The organism is Microbacterium sp. GXF7504 (genome assembly GCF_054798235.1).
In genome coordinates this window covers 175,497-192,854 of record NZ_JBSJZI010000002.1, presented here as the reverse complement: position 1 = coordinate 192,854, position 17,358 = coordinate 175,497, and the positions used below count along the sequence as shown (strand labels likewise).

Here is a 17,358-nt window from a genome sequence, read left to right as displayed (position 1 = left end):
ACGGCAAGCCTCTGCCCACGGCGGATGCGCCACGCCATACTGACCGCATGGACGCTGTGAACGAATGGTTGCTGACCTGGGGTGACAACCTCTGGACCTGGATCGTGCTCCCCGTGGTCGTGCTCCTCGGGCTCTACTTCACCGTGCGCTCCGGCGTCGTGCAGTTCCGCCTCATCCCGGAGATGTTCCGCACGCTCGGGAACAAGACGCCGCAGACCGCGGACGGCAAGCCGCAGTCCGTGTCCGCGTTCCAGGCGTTCACGATCTCGGCGGCGTCGCGCGTGGGCGTCGGCAACATCGCCGGCGTCGGCACCGCGATCGCGGTCGGCGGTCCCGGCGCGGTGTTCTGGATGTGGCTCATGGCGTTCGTCGGCGGCGCGTCGAGCTTCATCGAGTCCTCGCTCGCGCAGCTGTTCAAGGTGCGAGACCGCGACAGCTTCCGCGGTGGCCCGGCGTACTACATGCAGCGCGGTCTCAAGGCCCGGTGGCTGGGCGTGTGGTTCGCCGTCATCCTCATCATCTGCTTCCCGTTCGCGTTCAGCTCGCTGCAGGCCAACACGATCGCTGCGACGGTCACCTCGAGCATCGACGGCGACCTCCCGTGGCTCCCCTGGCTCATCGGGGTCGGGATCGCGGTCCTCACCGGGCTCGTCGTCTTCGGCGGCGTCCGGCGCATCGCCTCGGTGACGCAGTTCATGGTGCCGATCATGGCGCTCGCCTACCTGCTGCTCGGGCTCGTCGTGGTCGCGCTCCACGTCGACCGCATCGGCCCGGTGTTCGTGGAGATCTTCACCTCGGCCTGGGGGTTCAACGAGGTCGTGGGCGCCGCCTTCGGGTACATCGTGCTCACCGGGGTGAAGCGCGGGATGTTCTCGAACGAGGCGGGCCTCGGTTCGGCGCCGAACGCCGGCGCGAGCGCCGCCGTGACCCACCCGGTCAAGCAGGGCCTCGTGCAGACCCTCGGCGTCTACTTCGACACGTTCCTCGTCTGCTCGATCACGGCGTTCATCATCCTCGTCTCGGTGCCCGACCTCGCCGGCGCCGCGAAGGGCATCGATCTCACCCAGGGCGCCCTCGTGGGCACGCTCGGCGAATGGTCGAACATCGCGTTGAGCATCATCATCTTCCTGCTCGCGTTCTCGTCGATCCTCGGCAACTACTACTACGGCGAGTCGAACATCGAGTTCATCACCACCAACCGCGGCGTGCTCGCGGGGTACCGCACCCTCGTGGTGGTCGCGGTGCTCGCGGGCTCGGTCGCCGGCGCCGACCTCGTGTGGAACCTCGCGGACGGCGTGATGGGCCTCATGGCGCTCACGAACCTCATCGCGATCGGGCTGCTGTCGGGGATCGCGTTCCGGCTGCTGAAGGACTACACCCGCCAGCGTCGCGAAGGCCGAGACCCGGTCTTCACCCGCGACCTCCTCCCCGACGTCACCGGCATCGAGTGCTGGGAGGACGAGCTCACCGTGACCGGTCCGATCGACCTGCCGGTGAAGGACCGGCGGGCACGGCGGTGACCGCCCCGCTCGGCACGGTCGGCCGGGAGGCCGCCGCCGCGCTGGGGCTCCCGACAGCCGTGCTCGATGCGATCGAGGCCCCGGTCGGCGGGATGCCGTGGCGCGCCCGGCTGCCGGTGGCGACCCTCGCGGTGGACGCGGTGACCGTCGCGTCGCTCGCGATCGCACGCGTGGACGCCGAGCGTCGCGGCGGCGCCCTCGGAGCGGTCCGAGTCGACCGCGCCCGGGTCGCCGCATCCTTCGGCAGCGAACGGCTCCTGCGCATCGACGGGCGCGCGCCGGACGTGTGGGCGCCGCTCTCCGGCTTCTGGGAGACCGCCGACGGCTGGGTGCGCACGCACGCGAACTATCCGCACCATGCCGCCGCACTGCGGACGCTCCTCGGACTCCCGGACGACGCGGATGCGGCGGCGATGGCGGCGGCGACCCGTGGCCGGTCGGCCGCGGATCTGGAGGACGCCGCGCACGCGCTCGGTGCCGTCGTCGGGGCCGTCCGCACCGCGGACGCGTGGCGGCGGCATCCGCACGGGGCGCAGGTGGCGTCGGCGCCGCTCGTGGTCCGCACGCGGACCGGCGACGCGCCCGCCCGGCCGTGGCGGGACGGCGACGGACCCCTCGGCGGGGTGCGGGTGCTCGATCTCACCCGCGTCCTCGCCGGTCCCATCGCGACCCGCGACCTCGCGTCCGCCGGCGCGGAGGTGCTGCGGGTGGACACCGCCCGACTCCCGGAGACCGGGTGGATCCACCTCGACACCGGGCAGGGCAAGCGCTCCGCCCTCCTCGATCTCGCGGACCGGGCCGACCGGGCGGTGTTCGAGACCCTGCTCACGGCGGCCGACGTGGTGGTCACCGGCTACCGGCCCGGGGCGCTCGACCGCTTCGGTCTGACCCCCGGCGCGCTCGCGGAGCGGCATCCGGGGCTCGTGACCGCATCCGTGTCCGCCTGGGGGTGGAGCGGCCCGTGGGCGCAGCGCCGCGGGTTCGACAGCATCGTGCAGGCGGTGTCCGGGATCGCGATGGCCGAGACCGCCGACGGGACGACGCCCGGCGCGCTCCCGGCGCAGGCGCTCGACCACGGGACAGGGCATCTGCTCGCGGCCGGGATCGCGCTGGCGCTCGCCGAGCAGCGACGCACCGGCGGCTCGCTCGACGTGCGGCTCTCGCTCGCCCGCACCGCGGCGTCGCTCCTCGCCTCGACCGATGCCGCACCCGAGCCGGACGACGTCGAGCTGCCCACCCGCGACCGCAGGGTCGGAGCTCTGACGGTGACCTCCGCCCCGCCCGTGCTCGCGTTCCCCGGCGCCCCGGCCGACTACACCGCGGTCGGCGGCCGCTGGGGCGCCGACCCGCCGGCCTGGTCCGCCTGAGCCGCGACCCCTCCGCGGACGCCGAGACTGCATCGTGTCGCCGAGACTGCGGGGTTACCCCGCTGTCTCGGCGCGCAGATGCAGTCTCGCGGTCCGGGCCGCGGCCAAGGCAGCGGCGGGCCGACCGGCGCGGAGCGGGAACGGAGAAGGCCCCGCCGAAGCGGGGCCTTCTCGTGTCGGTGGACCTGAGGGGACTCGAACCCCTGACCCCCTGCATGCCATGCAGGTGCGCTACCAGCTGCGCCACAGGCCCTCAGCCGCCCCGTCCGGGGCAACCATTAAAGACTACAACATCCCGGGCGGCGGATCGAATCGGCCGGTGCGCCCGGGCGTGCCGTCATTCGCTGGACGAGGGTGCGTGCTCGGGCAGCTCGATCGGGACGACCGGGCAGTCCTTCCACAGCCGCTCCAGGCCGTAGTAGGTGCGCTCCTCCTCGTGGAACACGTGCACGACGAGGTCGCCGAAGTCCATCAGCACCCAGCGCGACTCGGCGCGCCCCTCACGGCGGATGCGCTTCACGCCGATCTGCAGGAGCTGGTCCTCGATCTCGTCGGCGATGGCGGCGACGTTGCGCTCGTTGCGGCCGGTCACCAGCAGGAAGATGTCGACGAGCGGAAGCGGCTCCGACACGTCGAGGGCGACGAGATCCTCGCCGCCCTTCGCATCCGCCGCCGCTGCGGCGACCCGCAGCGCCTCCAGCACGTTGTCGTTGATGGTCACGAGAAGACTCCTGTCGAGACGGCGACGATGAGGACGCCGATGAGGGCCAGCGCGAGCGCGCCGGCGGTGATGGCTAGGGCGAGCATGAGACGGCCGCCCTTCTCCGGTGCCGGCGGACGGATGATCTCGTCCGCGGGCTTCAGGGTGCTGACCGCGGCACTCGCCGCGATCGGGGTCGGCGACGAGGCGGGGGGCAGCTCGCCGTCGATGAGGACGGCGTCGGCCTCGCGGCCGTCGGTCGTCCCGGGTGCGTGCCCGCGGGAACCGAGTCCCTCGGGCAGGTCGAACGTGCCGGTGACGATGACCTCACCGGTCGCGGTGACCGGGCCCACGAGGGGCGAGGTCGGGGTCTGGGAGAGGATGAGCGCACTGGGCGTGGAGACCGCGCCCGTGGTCGTGTGCTCCCGCACGAGGAGCTCGTCGAACGACGGCGGCAGCGTGACGGCCGCGGCCTCGCCCTCCAGCAGCTGCGAGCCCAGGTGCTCGGACACGGTGGCGGCGGGGGCCTCCTCGACGCCGGCCTGGTCCTCGAGCGCCGCCTCGGCGGTGCTGACCGGCACGTCGTGGTGCGGGTCCTCCTCACGCGCCGGCGGGGTGAACGCGTCGGGCGCGGGGGCGACGTCCGGGGTGATCACCGGGACGGATGCGGTGCGGATCCGCTCCTGCTCACGCGCCTGCCGGCGGGTGAGCGGGGCGACACCGAGGTTCACGGCGGCGTCGGGGCGGGGCGCGGGCGGGATCGGCGCGGGCTCGGCGGCTCGGGGCAGCGGGGTCGGTTCCGGCTTCTCCTCCGCCTTCGGCGGCACGATCGGCGTGGATCCGGTGTTGCGCAGTTCACGCAGCTGACGCCGCGTCAGCGGCGGAGTGCTCGGCTGGTCAGGAGTGCTCATGCCTTGCTCCGATAGAGGTGATGCTTCGCAATGTACTGGACGACGCCGTCCGGGACGAGGTACCACACGGGCTTCCCCTCGTTCACGCGCTCGCGGCAGTCCGTGGACGAGATCGCGAGGGCCGGGATCTCCAGCAGGCTGACCCGGTCGGCCGGGACGCCGACGGCGGACAGGGTGTGCCCGGGGCGGGAGACCGCGACGAAGTGGGCCAGGTCCCACAACTCATCATGGTCCCGCCAGCTGAGAATCTGCGCCACGGCGTCGGCCCCGGTGATGAAGAACAGCTCCGCATCCGGTCGCTGCGCCTTCAGGTCGCGCAGGGTGTCGATCGTGTAGGTCGTCCCGTCACGGTCGAGGTCGACCCGGCTCACGCTGAAGTCGGGGTTGGATGCGGTGGCGATCACCGTCATCAGGTATCGGTGCTCGGCGGGGGTCACCGTCTCCTTGTGCCACGGCTGACCCGTCGGCACGAAGACGACCTCGTCGAGATCGAACGACGCAGCGACCTCACTGGCCGCGACCAGGTGTCCATGGTGGATGGGGTCGAAGGTGCCACCCATGACCCCCACGCGCGGGGCGCGCTGCGCCGTCACGTCGTCAGTGACCGTGACCGCTGTGCTGCAGGTCCTTGGCGTGCCGCTGCGCGTAGACCTCCGCCTTGTGCGCGTGACGGTTCGCGACGTTGCGGTACGAGAGGGCGACGAGGCCCAGGAACACGAACACGATCGCCGCGACGATCGGGAAGCCGATCGTCTCGAGTGCGATGTTGCCGTGCTCGGCTTCCTCGGATGCCAGCAGCGTGGCGAGAATCATCGGGTCTCCTTCGAGGGGGTGGACGTCGGGTCAGTCTATCGGTTCAGGCCCGCACCTGACCGTCGCCGCGCACGAGCCACTTGTGGCTGGTGAGCTCCGGCAGGCCCATCGGACCGCGCGCGTGCAGCTTCTGGGTCGAGATGCCGACCTCGGCGCCGAAGCCGAACTCGCCGCCGTCGGTGAACCGGGTGGAGGCGTTGGCCATGACGACGGCGGAGTCCACCTCGGCGAGGAACCGCTCGGCGGTCGCTTCGTCGTCGGTCACGATCGACTCGGTGTGCTGGGTGGAGTAGGTGCGGATGTGCGCGAGCGCGTCGTCCACGTCGTCGACGACGCGCATGGCGATGTCGAGGCTCAGGTATTCGGCCGCCCAGTCCTCGTCGGTCGCCGGGACCACGCCGTCGGCGCGCGCGGCGACCTCGGCGTCGCCGTGGACGGTGACCCCTGCATCCTGCAGCGCCGCGACGACGGGACCGACCAGGCGGTCCGCGCCGTCCCGATGCACGAGCACCGTCTCGGCCGCGTTGCAGACGCTCGGCCGGTGGGTCTTCGCGTTCACGACGATCTCTCGCGCGCGCTCGAGCGGCGCGGACGCGTCGAGGTACACGTGCACGACGCCGGCGCCGGTCTCGATCACGGGCACGGTCGACTCGGTCACGACCCGCTCGATGAGCGCAGCGCTTCCCCGCGGCACGAGGACGTCCACGAGCCCGCGCGCGTGCATCAGCTCAGCAGCCCCGTCGCGGCCGAAGGCGTCGATGGTCTGGATGGCCTCGGGGTCGATGCCGAGTGAGGCGAGCGCACCGCGCATGGCGTCGACGAGCGCGGCGTTGCTGTGCTCGGCCGCGGTGCCGCCGCGCAGCACGACGGCGTTGCCCGAGCGCAGCGCGAGCGCGGCGATGTCGACCGTCACGTTGGGGCGGGCCTCGTAGATCGCGCCGACGACGCCGAACGGGACGGCGGTCTTGGTCAGGCGCAGCCCGTTCGGGAGGGTGCGCTCCTCGAGCACCCGGCCGACCGGGTCCGGCAGCGCGGCGACGTCGCGGACGGCGGCGGCGAGGGCCGCCACGCGCGCCTCGTCCAGCCGCAGCCGGTCCTGCAGCGCCTCGGAGAGGCCGCGCTCACGGCCGCGGGCGAGGTCCTCCGCGTTCGCGGCGACGATCTGCGGTGTCGCGGCCTCCACCGCGTCGGCGATGGCGCGCAGCGCCTCCGCCTTCCGGGCGTCGGAGAGCAGGCCCACCGAACGGGACGCGGCCTTGGCCGCGGCCATGCGATCACGGGCCGTCGTGGTCACCAGGGTCATCCGCCCAGTCTATCGACGCACCTGTGTCACCGGTTCCGTCACCGGGCGCGGCACGACCGTCGGGTCGGGCTCGAACCAGGTGCCGATCGCGGCGCCGCCGAGGGCCTGGTCGATGAGGTCGGCGCTCGTGACGAGCACCCCGACCCCGGCGGATGCGGCCAGCCGCGCGGCGGAGGCCTTCGTCGCCGCTCCCCCGGTGCCGACGCTGTTCACGACGACCGAGCCGAACTCGTACCGGGACAGGTCGTCGTCGAACGGGACCCGGTCGATCGGCTCGGCACCGGGCTCGTCGGGCGGGCACGTGTACAGGGAGGCGATGTCGCTGAGGAGGACGAGCGCGTCCGCCCCGATGAGCCGGGCCACGAGTGCGGCGAGGCGGTCGTTGTCGCCGAACCGGATCTCGTGCGTCGCGACGGTGTCGTTCTCGTTGACGATGGGCAGGATCCGCAGCCCGAGCAGCCGCTCCATGGCGCGGCCGGCGTTCGAGCGGTGCGTGGGGTCCTCGAAGTCGCCGGCGGTGAGGAGCACCTGGCCCGCGACGATGCCGAACGGCCGGAGCGAGCGCTGGTAGCGGTAGACGAGCACGTTCTGGCCGACGGCGGCCGCCGCCTGCTGCGTGGCGAGGTCGGTCGGGCGCGCCTCGAGGTTGAGGAACGGCATCCCGGTCGCGATGGCACCGGAGGAGACGAGCACGACCTCGGTGCCGCGGGCGTGCGCGGCGGCGAGGGCCTCGACGATCGGCTCGATCTTCCCCGCGTTCTCGCCGCTGATGGACGACGACCCGACCTTGACGACGATCCGGCGGGCGGTGGCCAGGTCGCTGCGCTCGCGTGCGGTCACTCGGACTCCTCGTTCCGTTCGGCCTCCAGCTCCGCACGCGCGGCCGCCTTGGCGTCCATCCGCTCGTGGTACTGCTCCCGGCGCTGCGAGGTGGTGCGGCGCGGGTTCAGGTCCAGTCGCGGGTCGGTGCCGCGCGGGGCGGCGATGAGTTCTGCGGCGGAGGAGAGCGTCGGCTCCCAGTCGAAGACGATGCCGTCGCCCTCGCCGATGACCACGGTCGCTCCCGCGACCGCGCCGGCGCGGAACAGCTCGTCCTCGACGCCCAGCCGGTTGAGCCGGTCGGCGAGGAAGCCCACCGCCTCCTCGTTCTGGAAGTCGGTCTGCTGCACCCAGCGCACCGGCTTCTCGCCCAGCACCCGGTAGACGTTGCCGTAGCTGCCGCCCTCGACGCGCACCGTGAACTCGCGCTCGGAACCCTTGGGGCGGATGATGACGCGTTCGGGTGCGGGCGCGGCGGCCTGTGCGGCGCGGTGCTCCTCGATGATGCCGGCCAGCGCGAAGCTGAGCTCGCGCAGGCCTGCGTGGCTCACGGTGGAGATCTCGAACACGCGGTAGCCGCGCGCCTCGAGGTCGCCCCGGACGAAGTCGGCGAGCTCGGCGGCATCCGGCACATCGATCTTGTTCAGCGCGATGAGCTGCGGGCGTTCGAGCAGCGGCACCTGGCCCTCCGGCACCGGGTAGGCGGCAAGTTCCGCGAGGATGACGTCGAGGTCGGAGATCGGGTCGCGGCCGGAGTCGAGCGTCGCGCAGTCGAGCACGTGCACGAGCGCGGTGCAGCGCTCGACGTGGCGGAGGAACTCCAGGCCGAGGCCCTTGCCCTCGCTCGCCCCCTCGATGAGCCCCGGGACGTCGGCGATCGTGAAGCGGACGTCGCCGGCCTCGACGACGCCGAGGTTCGGGTGGAGGGTGGTGAACGGGTAGTCGGCGATCTTCGGCCGTGCGGCGGAGAGCGCCGCGATGAGGCTGGACTTGCCGGCGGACGGGTAGCCCACGAGGGCGACGTCTGCGACGGTCTTCAGCTCGAGGACGACGTCGCCCTCCCAGCCGGGGGTGCCGAGCAGCGCGAAGCCGGGCGCCTTGCGCTTGGGCGAGGCCAGCGCGGCGTTGCCGAGGCCGCCGCGCCCGCCGGGGGCGGCGACGAAACGCATGCCGGGCTCGACGAGATCGGCGAGGGTCGTGCCGTCGGGGTCCTTCACGACGGTGCCGACCGGCACGGGCAGCTCGAGGGTCTCCCCCAGCGCGCCGGAACGGTTGTCGCCCATGCCGAAGCCGCCGTTGCCCGCGCGGCGGTGGGGCCCGTGGTGGTACGACAGGAGGGTCGTGGTCTGCGGGTCGGCGACCAGCACGACGTCGCCGCCGTTGCCGCCGTTGCCGCCGTCAGGGCCGGCGAGCGGCTTGAACTTCTCGCGGCGCACCGACACGCAGCCGTTCCCGCCGTTCCCTGCGCGCAGGTGCAGGGTCACTCGATCGACGAAGGTGACCATGTCAGCCTGCTTTCTCTTGAAAATGAAGCGAGGGGCGAGCCGAAGCCCGCCCCTCGCCGACGTCTACGCGCGAACGCGGGTCACTCCGCGGCGGCGGCGACGATGTTGACGACCTTGCGGCCGCCCTTCGTGCCGAACTCCACCGCACCGGCCGACAGCGCGAACAGCGTGTCGTCGCCGCCACGACCGACGTTGGCGCCGGGGTGGAAGTGGGTGCCACGCTGGCGGACGATGATCTCGCCGGCGTTGACGACCTGGCCGCCGAAGCGCTTCACGCCGAGGCGCTGCGCGTTCGAGTCACGACCGTTGCGGGTGGAGCTTGCGCCCTTTTTGTGTGCCATCTCTCAGCGTCCCCTCTGGCCTTACTTGATGCCGGTGATCTTGACGCGGGTCAGGTCCTGACGGTGGCCCTGGCGCTTCTTGTAGCCGGTCTTGTTCTTGAACTTCTGGATCACGATCTTGGGACCGCGCTCCTCACCGAGCACCTCGGCGGTGACGGTGACCTTCGCGAGCTTGTCCGCGTCGGTCGTCACGGCGTCGCCGTCGACGTGGAGGACGGCGGGCAGCTCGATGGTGTCACCGATCTCAGCCTGCTGACGATCGAGGACGACGATCGTGCCGACCTCGACCTTCTCCTGCCGGCCGCCGGCGCGCACAACTGCGTAAACCACTTCACACCTGTTTCGTCTGGGGAGCGCACGGGCTCCATGTTGTCTGGAGGGTCTCCGCCGAGCGGAGAAGTCCTGGTGCGGCAGCGGACCTCGTGCGAGACGACCGCGGGCCCTGCAAGAGCTACGCACCAAAGGGAAACTTTACCGGATGGAACGCACATCGGCAAAAGCACGACCGGCCGTGTCGCGTCCCGAACCTAGGATGCCGGTATGGCCGTGCTCATCGACGATCCGCGGTGGCCGGCACACGGCCGCCTGTGGGCGCATCTCGTCAGCGACAGCGATCTCGCCGAGCTGCACGCGTTCGCCGAGGCGAACGGCATCCCGCGCCGCGGATTCGACCGCGACCACTACGACGTGCCCGAGGAGGCGCACGCCCGGCTGGTGGCCGCGGGCGCGGTCCACGTGGACGGGCACACGCTCGTCCGCCGGCTCATCGCCTCCGGACTGCGCGTGACCGCCCGGCAGCGCCGGGAGGGCTGAGTCAGCCCTCCTCCGGCGCGTGCACGACCGGGGTGCCGCTCAGCGCGGCCGTGGTCACCCGACGGCGGGACCGGCCCTGACCGGGTGCCTTCGGCTCGGGGAGCGCGCTGAGGACCGAGTCGAGCAGCAGCTCCTTCTCGGACTTCGGCTTGGACTCCTTGGCCTCGCCGCGCTTCTTCCGCTTGCGGGGCCGCTCCTCCGCGGGCTCCTCCGCGGCCGCGGCGACGGCGGCGGACACGGCCGGGATCGAGGGCGCCTCGTCCTCGTGGTGGATCGTGGACGCGGCGATCTGCGCGAGCGCCGACTTCACGCCCTCGGTGAGCACGTGCGCGGCAGGTGCCGGCGCGGCGGGGGCCGCCGGGGCCTGCTGCTGCTGCGGAGCGCGGTTGCCGCGGCGGTTGCCACCGCCGTTGCCGCCACCGCCGGACGACCCGCCGCCGCGATGACGCACGACCGGGTCGTGGTGCACGATCACGCCGCGGCCGGCGCACACCTCACAGGCCTCGCTGAAGGTCTCCAGGAGCCCGAGGCCGAGCTTCTTGCGCGTCATCTGCACGAGGCCGAGCGAGGTGACCTCGGCGACCTGGTGCTTGGTGCGGTCGCGGCTGAGGCATTCGATGAGGCGGCGCAGCACGAGGTCGCGGTTCGACTCGAGCACCATGTCGATGAAGTCGACGACGATGATGCCGCCGATGTCGCGCAGGCGCAGCTGACGGACGATCTCCTCGGCCGCTTCGAGGTTGTTCTTGGTGACGGTCTCCTCGAGGTTGCCGCCGGACCCGACGAACTTGCCGGTGTTCACGTCGACGACCGTCATCGCCTCGGTGCGGTCGATCACGAGCGAGCCGCCGGAGGGCAGCCAGACCTTCCGGTCGAGCGCCTTCTCGATCTGCTCGGTGATGCGGAACGCGTCGAACGGGTCCTGCTCGCCCTCGTAGCGCTCGACGCGCTCGAGGAGGTCCGGCGCGACGCCGGCGAGGTACGACTCGATCGTCTGCTGCGCGTCCTCGCCCTGGATCAGCATCCGGGAGAAGTCCTCGTTGAACACGTCGCGGACGATCTTGACGAGGAGGTCGGGCTCGGAGTGCAGGAGCGCGGGGGCGGAGATCGTCTCGACCTGCTGCTTGATGCGGTCCCACTGCGCGGTGAGGCGCTGCACGTCGTGGGTGAGCTGCTCCTCGGTGGCGCCCTCGGCGGCGGTACGGACGATGACGCCGGACGACTCGGGCAGCACCTCCTTGAGGATGCGCTTGAGGCGCGCCCGCTCGGTGTCGGGGAGCTTGCGGGAGATGCCGTTCATCGAGCCGCCGGGCACGTACACGAGGTAGCGGCCGGGGAGCGAGATCTGACTGGTGAGGCGGGCGCCCTTGTGCCCGACCGGGTCCTTCGTGACCTGCACGAGCACCTTGTCGCCGCTCTTGAGCGCCAGCTCGATGCGGCGGGGCTGGTTGCCGGTCTCGACGCCGTCCCAGTCGACCTCGCCGGAGTACAGCACGGCGTTGCGGCCGCGGCCGATGTCGACGAAGGCCGCCTCCATGCTCGGGAGCACGTTCTGCACCCGCCCGAGGTAGACGTTGCCGATGAGGGATGCGTCCTGGTTGCGGGCGACGTAGTGCTCGACGAGGACGTTGTCCTCGAGCACGGCGATCTGCACGCGCCCGTTCTTCGAGCGCACGACCATCACCCGGTCGACGGCCTCGCGGCGGGCGAGGAATTCGGCCTCGGTGACGACGGGGCGGCGGCGACCGGCATCGCGGCCGTCACGGCGTCGCTGCTTCTTGGCCTCGAGGCGCGTGGAGCCCTTGATGCGCTGCGGCTCGGTGATGAGCTCGACCGTGCGCTGGCGGCCCCGGCCGCCCTCGGGCTGCTCGGCGGGGGCGTCGCCCCGGTCGGACCCGCCGCGACGGCGGTTGCGGCGGCGGGACCCGCCCGAGGGCTGGTCGTCGGTGTCGTCGCGCTCGTCGGGGAGCGCCGGCAGCGCGATGACCTCGGGGGCGTAGAAGTGCAGTTCGGTGCTGACCGCGGACACGAAGGTCTCGGGCAGCAGCCCCAGCGACACGGCCGTCGGCGGACCGGCGGGGGTCTCGGGCTCCTCCGGCTCGGCCGCCGTCGCGGCCTCGGCTGCGGGCGTGTCGACCGCCGAGGCGGTCTCGGCCGTGGGCTCCTCCGGCGCGCTCTCGGCCGCGGGCTCCTCCGGTGCAGGAGTCTCAGCCGCGGTGGCGTCCTCGGCGACCCGCTCAGGCTCCTCGGCGGCGGTCGCGACCGGCGCGTCCTCGGCGGGCGACGCCTCGGCCGGCTGCGCCGCGTCGGCGGATTCCACCGTCGGAGCCGGTGCGGGCTGGTCGTCCGCGGCCCGGTCGGTCACCGTCTCGTCGGTCGCCTGCGGCTGCTCGGCCGCCGCGTCGGCGGGTCCGGTCAGCTCGGCTGCCGTGTCGGAGAGGTTGTCAGAAGGATTTGCGTCATCGGTGGTCACCGGCGTACTCCCGGCCGGGGCGACACCGCGCGTCGCCCGGCGAAATCTCGTGCGGCGCCGCACCTGGCGGTGCCGCGAACTCACTCGGTCTGCAGTCGGCGTGGCGCTCGAGCTGCGGTTGGGCGTTCATCGCCCGAAAAGTCTGCGTCGATGGGCTCGCGGCGCGGCCGCGGTACACATCGACGACCATTATCGCATCCCGCGGGCGTTTCCGCGCGCTCACGTGCGCGGACGGGCGTTTCTCACGGCGGACGGCGTCCTCCACCACAGGCCGTGGTGCGATAATCCGGACCATGCCCGACGCGCTGACCGACCGCCGCTCCCCCGTGCTCGCCGTCTGGCTGGTGATCGCCGGCGCCATCGGTTGGTGGGCGGCGTTCTCCCTCACGATCGAGAAGTTCGAGAAGCTCATCGACCCCGATGCGGCGGCATCCTGCGACTTCAGCGTGCTCGTGCAGTGCTCGGCGAACCTCGAGTCGTGGCAGGGCAGCGTCTTCGGGTTCCCCAACCCGCTCCTGGGTCTCGCCGCCTGGGTCGCCCCGATCGTCGTGGGCGTCGCCATGCTCGCCGGCGCCCGCTTCGCCCACTGGTTCTGGCTGCTGTTCTGGGCCGGGTTCGTGTGCGCGATCTCGTTCGTGTGCTGGCTCATCTCGCAGAGCGTGTTCGCCCTCGGCACGCTCTGCCCCTGGTGCCTGGTCACCTGGGCCGTCACCATCCCGTCGTTCATCGCGGTGACGCTGCACGTGCTGCGCATCGGTGCGATCCCGGTCCCCGCCCGCGGCCGGGAGGTCGCCGACGCGCTCATGGCGTGGGTGCCGCTCATGACGTTCGGCGCATACGTCGTGATCGCGGTCATCGCCCAGCTGCGTCTGGACGTCCTCGGCTCGCTCTTCTGACCGCGTCGCCCCGGGAGCGACGCGCGCGGTTCTCCACAACCTCGCAACGACCGGTCCGGCACCGTCGCTACCGTGTGCAGCACACACGGAGGGGGGCGGACGGATGACCTGGGACGGCGAAGCGCTGGCGTCGCTGGAGGCGGCACGCGCGCGGGTGCTCGCGCAGACCGAACGCGCGCGGGCGGCGGCGGCGGATGCGGAACGACTCGCGGAGGACGTGCGCGCACTCACGACGACGGCCCGCTCGCCGCGCGGGGAGGTGAGCGTCACCGCGGCGGCCGACGGCGGGATCGAGCGGATCGAGGTCGCCGAGGGCGCGTACGACCTGGATGCGGCGTCGCTCGGGCGGCTGCTCACCGAGACGATCCGACGCGCACAACAGGCCGCGGCCGACGCGGCGCTCGCGCGGATGGGCGAGACGCTCGGCGAGGACTCACCCCTGGTGCAGGGGGTGCGGGCTGAGCTCGCGTCGCGGCGCCGGCCCGCGACCGGGCTCGGGTGATCGCGATGGACCACCTCGAGGTGAACCCCGCGCGACTGACCGCCGCAGCCGACGCCATCACGGCCGCGTCCGAGGCGATCGACGAGCACCTGGCGGAGCTGGAGAACGCCGCCCGCGTGCTGCGCACGCAGTGGACGGGCGACGCCGAGGACGCCTTCACGCTCGCGCATGTCGCGTTCCAGGACGACATGGTGCAGCGCACCGAGATCGTGCGGACCATCAGCACCGCGCTCACGAAGCTCGCCGAGTCGTACGCGCGGCTCGATCTGGAGTCCGCCCGCGCGCTGGGAGGACAGGCATGACCCGGATGCGGCGCACCCTCGCCGTCGTCGCGGTCGTCGCCGGGCTCGTCACCGCGACCGGATGCTCGGAGAGCCCGTTCGCCGACGACTCGTTCGAGGAGCGGATCCCGGCGGCGCTGCTCGAGTCCGACCTCGGGATCGTCAAGGCGTCGGCGGACAAGGGCGTCGACGGTCTCACCGACCACGTCTGGGTCATCGCCGAGTTCGACCACCCGGAGCTGACGACCGAAGAGGTCGCCGAGTTCGTCACACTCATCACGCAGCACAACACCGTGCGCGTCCGGTACCTCCTCCTGTCGCCGTCCTTCGAGCGGGAGGAGATCGACATCGCGCCGCAGCTCGAGGAGCTCGGCGCGGAGCCGTGGGGCGAGACGAGGCTGCACATCGACCTCGACGAGGCCGTCGCGATCGCGAAGGAGCACGACCGATGATCCGTCCGGCCACCGATGCCGGCACACCCCAGGCACGGGAGATCCCGACCGCGCTCCGGGCCGCGGGCATCGGTGTGGTCGACGCGCTGGCCACGACGACGCGGAGCGGGCTGAACACGCACCTGCTGGTCTCGCTGCGGCTCGAGCGGAGCGCGTGGGGCGCAGCCGAGTTGCGTCGTGCGATCGGCACGATCGTGCGCACCGCGTCGACGCCGGCCGCCTATCTCGACCTCGAGGCCCGCGGGCCGGACGACCGCAGCATCGACCTCGCGCCGCTGCTGCGCGAACTCGGCGTCCGGCCGATCCGGGCGGCCTTCACCGCACTGACCATGGCCGACGCGAGGCGTCTCGCGGAAGAGGAGGCGACATGACCGACGTCTCGAACCAGCGGATCGAACTCGACGGCGCCGTGCTGGCCCGGCAGGTGACGACGCTGCGGGATGCGGCGTCCACCCTGCGCTCGGCCGCGTCGAGCACCCGCACCTCGATCCCCGCCGACGCGTTCGGCGTCCTCTGCGGCGGCCTGCTCGCACCCGCCGTCTCTGCGCTCGCGGATCGGTCCCGCGAGCTGCTGGAGTCCGCGCACACCCTCGCCGAGCGCGTCGGCGAGGCGACCGACGCCGCGGCGAAGGCCTTCGAAGCCCTCGAGGCCGAGGCCGTCTCGGCGTTCACGGAGGACGGGCGGTGAGCGCGGGGGCGATCAGCGCCGAGATCCGCGGCGGCGCGTGGGCGGCGGGGCTCCCCGCGGCAGGTCCCGGCTCGGACGCGTGCGCCGACATCCCGGGGATCGCGGGGCTCGTCCTGCGGTACGTCCAGCCGCTACGCGATCTCTTCGACGACCTCTTGGGCGATCCGGCGACCGTGGCGGGCTTCGCCGCGTCGTGGGAGGACACGTCCGCGTCGCTCACGCGGCTCGGACCGGACCTCGCGACGGGACGCGCCGCGCTCGCAGCGCTCGACGGCCGCACCGTCCGCGCGCTCCGCGAACGCTACGAGGACCTCGAGGACATCGCCCGCGACGCCGCGGAGTGGACCGGGGCCACCGCGGCCGGTCTGCGGCTCGCGTCACGGGTCATCGAGGCGACCCGCAGCTTCGTCTGCGACGTCCTGGTGCAGCTCTCGCGCCTCGCGGACGAGATGTTCTCGTTCACGCTGAACCCGTTCGCGGTCGCCGACCGGGTGAAGGACTTCGCCTCGGCCGCCTACGATGCGGTCCGTTCGGCCGCGCGCCTGGTCGACGACCTCATCGAGGCGATCTCGGCGCTCGCCGACCTCATCCGCCGGCTCATGCCGATCGTCGCGGAGGGGCTCGCGCGTCTGCGGGAGCTCATCGCGCAGCTCGCCCCGATCGCCGGCGGCCTCATCGGCGCGCTCGCCGGCGGCGTCCCCGGTGCCGCGCTGGGCCTGCTCGTCGGCGGCGCCGTCGAGAACTTCCTCCAGCAGGACGCCGACGTCGAGGAGCTCGACCCGACCACCCTCCCGGCGGACCGGTACGAGCACTGGCGCAAGGCGAACGAGGTCACCTCGCTCGACTCGCTCGGCGACCTGGTGTCGGTCAACGGCACCACCGACGGCATGGGCGGTGCGGACGCCACCGTCATCGACGTGAAACGGGTCGTCGGCGCCGACGGCACGGAGCACTGGGTGGTGTCGCTCCCGTCCACGCAGGACTGGCAGCTCGGCCCGGACGCCGGAGCGCTGAACGACCGCGACTCGAATCTCGCACTCATGCTCGACAACCCGGCGTTGCGCTCGGTGTACGAGCGGGCCGTGCTGGAGGCGATGTCGGATGCGGGCATCCCGCGCGGTGCGGACGTGGTGCTGACCGGTTTCAGCCAGGGCGGGATCATGGCGGCGAACCTCGCCGCCGATCGGTCGTTCCCCTACAACACGGTCGGAGTCGTCACGAACGGGTCCCCCATCGACTCGTTCGACATCCCGCGGGACATCCCGGTGTACGCGTTCCAGCACGCGAACGACCCGGTCCCGATGCTGGACGGGGAGGTCACCGGCTCGACCCCGCCCAACGTGCACCGGGTGGTGCTGCCGGCTGCGGACGATCCGATCGCCGCGCACGACAACTCGCTCTACACCGAGTCGGTGCGCACGTGGGAGGAGCAGTACGCGGCGACCCACGGCGGGCCGCCGCCCTCATCGGAGCTGTTCGGCGGGCAGGTCGTCGACCACAGCATGTTCGCCGCGTCGGAGCGGTGACCCGCACCGCTCCGACGCGGGCGGCTCAGGCGAACCAGATCGCGAGCTCGCGCGCGGCGGACTCGGGGCTGTCGCTGCCGTGCACGAGGTTCTGCTGCACCTTCAGTCCCCAGTCGCGGCCGAAGTCGCCGCGGATGGTCCCGGGGGCGGCGGTGGTCGGGTCGGTCGTGCCGGCGAGCGAGCGGAAGCCCTCGATGACGCGGTTGCCGGCGAGACGGATCGCGACCGACGGTCCGGACATCATGAACTCGAGCAGCGGCTCGTAGAACGGCTTGCCGGCGTGCTCGGCGTAGTGGCGCTCGAGGCGGGCGCGGTCGGGCTCGACCAGACGGATGTCGACGAGCGCGTAGCCCTTCGCCTCGATCCGCGCGAGGATCGCGCCGGTGAGTCCGCGGGCGACGCCGTCGGGCTTGACGAGGACGAGGGTTTCTTCGGTGGCCATGATTCG

The 17,358-nt window shown here is 72.3% G+C and carries 21 protein-coding genes and 1 tRNA gene; 10 read left to right on the top strand and 12 right to left on the bottom strand.

Going from position 1 to position 17,358, the window contains the following annotated elements; all coding sequences use genetic code 11:
• Positions 1 to 47 precede the first annotated feature (47 nt).
• A complete protein-coding gene (locus ACWAUO_RS05025) occupies positions 48 to 1,520 on the top strand; it encodes an alanine/glycine:cation symporter family protein (RefSeq protein ID WP_460773606.1) in 1,473 nt (490 codons plus the stop codon).
• Positions 1,517 to 2,887: a CoA transferase gene (locus ACWAUO_RS05020; protein ID WP_460773605.1), complete on the top strand. Its 1,371-nt coding sequence runs from the start codon at positions 1,517 to 1,519 to the stop codon at positions 2,885 to 2,887. The genes ACWAUO_RS05025 and ACWAUO_RS05020 overlap by 4 nt, the downstream gene beginning before the upstream one ends.
• Positions 2,888 to 3,067: 180 nt before the next feature.
• On the opposite strand, the gene ACWAUO_RS05015 is transcribed toward ACWAUO_RS05020, so the two are convergent.
• The 10 genes from ACWAUO_RS05015 to rplU form a co-directional block, all read right to left on the bottom strand.
• Positions 3,068 to 3,140, bottom strand: a tRNA-Ala gene (locus tag ACWAUO_RS05015).
• An 84-nt stretch (positions 3,141 to 3,224) separates the two neighbouring features.
• Complete coding sequence (rsfS, locus tag ACWAUO_RS05010; protein ID WP_460773602.1) at positions 3,225 to 3,608, bottom strand: ribosome silencing factor; 384 nt, start codon at positions 3,606 to 3,608, stop codon at positions 3,225 to 3,227.
• Positions 3,605 to 4,498 carry a hypothetical protein gene (locus tag ACWAUO_RS05005; protein ID WP_460773600.1) on the bottom strand — a complete coding sequence of 298 codons (894 nt, stop codon included), beginning with the start codon at positions 4,496 to 4,498 and terminating at the stop codon, positions 3,605 to 3,607. Before ACWAUO_RS05005 ends, rsfS begins: the two co-directional genes overlap by 4 nt.
• A complete protein-coding gene (gene nadD, locus ACWAUO_RS05000) occupies positions 4,495 to 5,091 on the bottom strand; it encodes a nicotinate-nucleotide adenylyltransferase (protein ID WP_460773598.1) in 597 nt (198 codons plus the stop codon). Before nadD ends, ACWAUO_RS05005 begins: the two co-directional genes overlap by 4 nt.
• A 4-nt stretch (positions 5,092 to 5,095) precedes the next feature.
• Positions 5,096 to 5,311 carry a hypothetical protein gene (locus tag ACWAUO_RS04995; RefSeq protein ID WP_460773596.1) on the bottom strand — a complete coding sequence of 72 codons (216 nt, stop codon included), beginning with the start codon at positions 5,309 to 5,311 and terminating at the stop codon, positions 5,096 to 5,098.
• Positions 5,312 to 5,354: 43 nt separating this feature from the next.
• Positions 5,355 to 6,614 (bottom strand): glutamate-5-semialdehyde dehydrogenase, encoded by a 1,260-nt coding sequence (locus tag ACWAUO_RS04990; protein WP_460773594.1) that lies wholly within the window; start codon positions 6,612 to 6,614, stop codon positions 5,355 to 5,357.
• A gap of 9 nt (positions 6,615 to 6,623) precedes the next feature.
• Positions 6,624 to 7,454: a glutamate 5-kinase gene (gene proB / locus ACWAUO_RS04985; protein WP_460773592.1), complete on the bottom strand. Its 831-nt coding sequence runs from the start codon at positions 7,452 to 7,454 to the stop codon at positions 6,624 to 6,626.
• Positions 7,451 to 8,938 carry a GTPase ObgE gene (gene obgE / locus ACWAUO_RS04980; RefSeq protein WP_460773590.1) on the bottom strand — a complete coding sequence of 496 codons (1,488 nt, stop codon included), beginning with the start codon at positions 8,936 to 8,938 and terminating at the stop codon, positions 7,451 to 7,453. Before obgE ends, proB begins: the two co-directional genes overlap by 4 nt.
• A gap of 80 nt (positions 8,939 to 9,018) precedes the next feature.
• Positions 9,019 to 9,279, bottom strand: a complete 261-nt coding sequence (gene rpmA / locus ACWAUO_RS04975) for a 50S ribosomal protein L27 (RefSeq protein ID WP_460773588.1) — start codon at positions 9,277 to 9,279, stop codon at positions 9,019 to 9,021.
• A gap of 21 nt (positions 9,280 to 9,300) precedes the next feature.
• A complete protein-coding gene (gene rplU / locus ACWAUO_RS04970) occupies positions 9,301 to 9,609 on the bottom strand; it encodes a 50S ribosomal protein L21 (RefSeq protein ID WP_460773586.1) in 309 nt (102 codons plus the stop codon).
• Positions 9,610 to 9,819: 210 nt separating this feature from the next.
• Here rplU and ACWAUO_RS04965 point away from each other — a divergent pair, with 210 nt between their 5' ends.
• On the top strand, positions 9,820 to 10,092 hold the full coding sequence (locus tag ACWAUO_RS04965; RefSeq protein WP_460773584.1) for a DUF4031 domain-containing protein: 273 nt from the start codon (positions 9,820 to 9,822) through the stop codon (positions 10,090 to 10,092).
• Between the two features lies 1 nt (position 10,093).
• On the opposite strand, the gene ACWAUO_RS04960 is transcribed toward ACWAUO_RS04965, so the two are convergent.
• Positions 10,094 to 12,457 carry an Rne/Rng family ribonuclease gene (locus ACWAUO_RS04960; protein ID WP_460774355.1) on the bottom strand — a complete coding sequence of 788 codons (2,364 nt, stop codon included), beginning with the start codon at positions 12,455 to 12,457 and terminating at the stop codon, positions 10,094 to 10,096.
• A gap of 401 nt (positions 12,458 to 12,858) precedes the next feature.
• Here ACWAUO_RS04960 and ACWAUO_RS04955 point away from each other — a divergent pair, with 401 nt between their 5' ends.
• The 7 genes from ACWAUO_RS04955 to ACWAUO_RS04925 all read left to right on the top strand — a co-directional run bounded on the left by ACWAUO_RS04955 (position 12,859) and on the right by ACWAUO_RS04925 (position 16,910).
• A complete protein-coding gene (locus tag ACWAUO_RS04955) occupies positions 12,859 to 13,461 on the top strand; it encodes a vitamin K epoxide reductase family protein (protein WP_460773583.1) in 603 nt (200 codons plus the stop codon).
• A gap of 103 nt (positions 13,462 to 13,564) precedes the next feature.
• A complete protein-coding gene (locus ACWAUO_RS04950) occupies positions 13,565 to 13,963 on the top strand; it encodes a YbaB/EbfC family nucleoid-associated protein (RefSeq protein WP_460773581.1) in 399 nt (132 codons plus the stop codon).
• Positions 13,964 to 13,968: 5 nt separating this feature from the next.
• Entirely contained in the window at positions 13,969 to 14,265 is a 297-nt protein-coding gene (locus ACWAUO_RS04945; protein WP_460773579.1) for a WXG100 family type VII secretion target, read from the top strand.
• Complete coding sequence (locus tag ACWAUO_RS04940) at positions 14,262 to 14,696, top strand: hypothetical protein (protein WP_460773576.1); 435 nt, start codon at positions 14,262 to 14,264, stop codon at positions 14,694 to 14,696. Before ACWAUO_RS04945 ends, ACWAUO_RS04940 begins: the two co-directional genes overlap by 4 nt.
• Positions 14,693 to 15,067, top strand: a complete 375-nt coding sequence (locus ACWAUO_RS04935) for a hypothetical protein (RefSeq protein WP_460773573.1) — start codon at positions 14,693 to 14,695, stop codon at positions 15,065 to 15,067. The genes ACWAUO_RS04940 and ACWAUO_RS04935 overlap by 4 nt, the downstream gene beginning before the upstream one ends.
• On the top strand, positions 15,064 to 15,384 hold the full coding sequence (locus tag ACWAUO_RS04930; protein WP_460773570.1) for a hypothetical protein: 321 nt from the start codon (positions 15,064 to 15,066) through the stop codon (positions 15,382 to 15,384). Before ACWAUO_RS04935 ends, ACWAUO_RS04930 begins: the two co-directional genes overlap by 4 nt.
• A complete protein-coding gene (locus ACWAUO_RS04925) occupies positions 15,381 to 16,910 on the top strand; it encodes an alpha/beta hydrolase (RefSeq protein WP_460773568.1) in 1,530 nt (509 codons plus the stop codon). The genes ACWAUO_RS04930 and ACWAUO_RS04925 overlap by 4 nt, the downstream gene beginning before the upstream one ends.
• Before the next feature lie 25 nt (positions 16,911 to 16,935).
• Here the strand turns inward: ACWAUO_RS04925 and ndk are convergent, their stop codons facing one another.
• A complete protein-coding gene (gene ndk, locus ACWAUO_RS04920) occupies positions 16,936 to 17,352 on the bottom strand; it encodes a nucleoside-diphosphate kinase (RefSeq protein ID WP_460773567.1) in 417 nt (138 codons plus the stop codon).
• Positions 17,353 to 17,358 lie beyond the last annotated feature (6 nt).

What these genes read in the sequence shown, in the direction of transcription:
- ACWAUO_RS05025 (WP_460773606.1), top strand. Translation starts at nt 48, where the DNA reads ATGGACGCTGTGAACGAATGGTTGCTGACCTGGGGTGACAACCTCTGG.
- ACWAUO_RS04995 (WP_460773596.1), bottom strand. Translation starts at nt 5,311, where the DNA reads ATGATTCTCGCCACGCTGCTGGCATCCGAGGAAGCCGAGCACGGCAAC.
- ACWAUO_RS04935 (WP_460773573.1), top strand. Translation starts at nt 14,693, where the DNA reads ATGATCCGTCCGGCCACCGATGCCGGCACACCCCAGGCACGGGAGATC.
- ACWAUO_RS04965 (WP_460773584.1), top strand. Translation starts at nt 9,820, where the DNA reads ATGGCCGTGCTCATCGACGATCCGCGGTGGCCGGCACACGGCCGCCTG.
- ndk (WP_460773567.1), bottom strand. Translation starts at nt 17,352, where the DNA reads ATGGCCACCGAAGAAACCCTCGTCCTCGTCAAGCCCGACGGCGTCGCC.
- obgE (WP_460773590.1), bottom strand. Translation starts at nt 8,938, where the DNA reads ATGGTCACCTTCGTCGATCGAGTGACCCTGCACCTGCGCGCAGGGAAC.
- ACWAUO_RS04990 (WP_460773594.1), bottom strand. Translation starts at nt 6,614, where the DNA reads ATGACCCTGGTGACCACGACGGCCCGTGATCGCATGGCCGCGGCCAAG.
- ACWAUO_RS04940 (WP_460773576.1), top strand. Translation starts at nt 14,262, where the DNA reads ATGACCCGGATGCGGCGCACCCTCGCCGTCGTCGCGGTCGTCGCCGGG.
- rpmA (WP_460773588.1), bottom strand. Translation starts at nt 9,279, where the DNA reads ATGGCACACAAAAAGGGCGCAAGCTCCACCCGCAACGGTCGTGACTCG.
- ACWAUO_RS04955 (WP_460773583.1), top strand. Translation starts at nt 12,859, where the DNA reads ATGCCCGACGCGCTGACCGACCGCCGCTCCCCCGTGCTCGCCGTCTGG.
- ACWAUO_RS05005 (WP_460773600.1), bottom strand. Translation starts at nt 4,498, where the DNA reads ATGAGCACTCCTGACCAGCCGAGCACTCCGCCGCTGACGCGGCGTCAG.
- ACWAUO_RS04930 (WP_460773570.1), top strand. Translation starts at nt 15,064, where the DNA reads ATGACCGACGTCTCGAACCAGCGGATCGAACTCGACGGCGCCGTGCTG.
- ACWAUO_RS04945 (WP_460773579.1), top strand. Translation starts at nt 13,969, where the DNA reads ATGGACCACCTCGAGGTGAACCCCGCGCGACTGACCGCCGCAGCCGAC.
- ACWAUO_RS04950 (WP_460773581.1), top strand. Translation starts at nt 13,565, where the DNA reads ATGACCTGGGACGGCGAAGCGCTGGCGTCGCTGGAGGCGGCACGCGCG.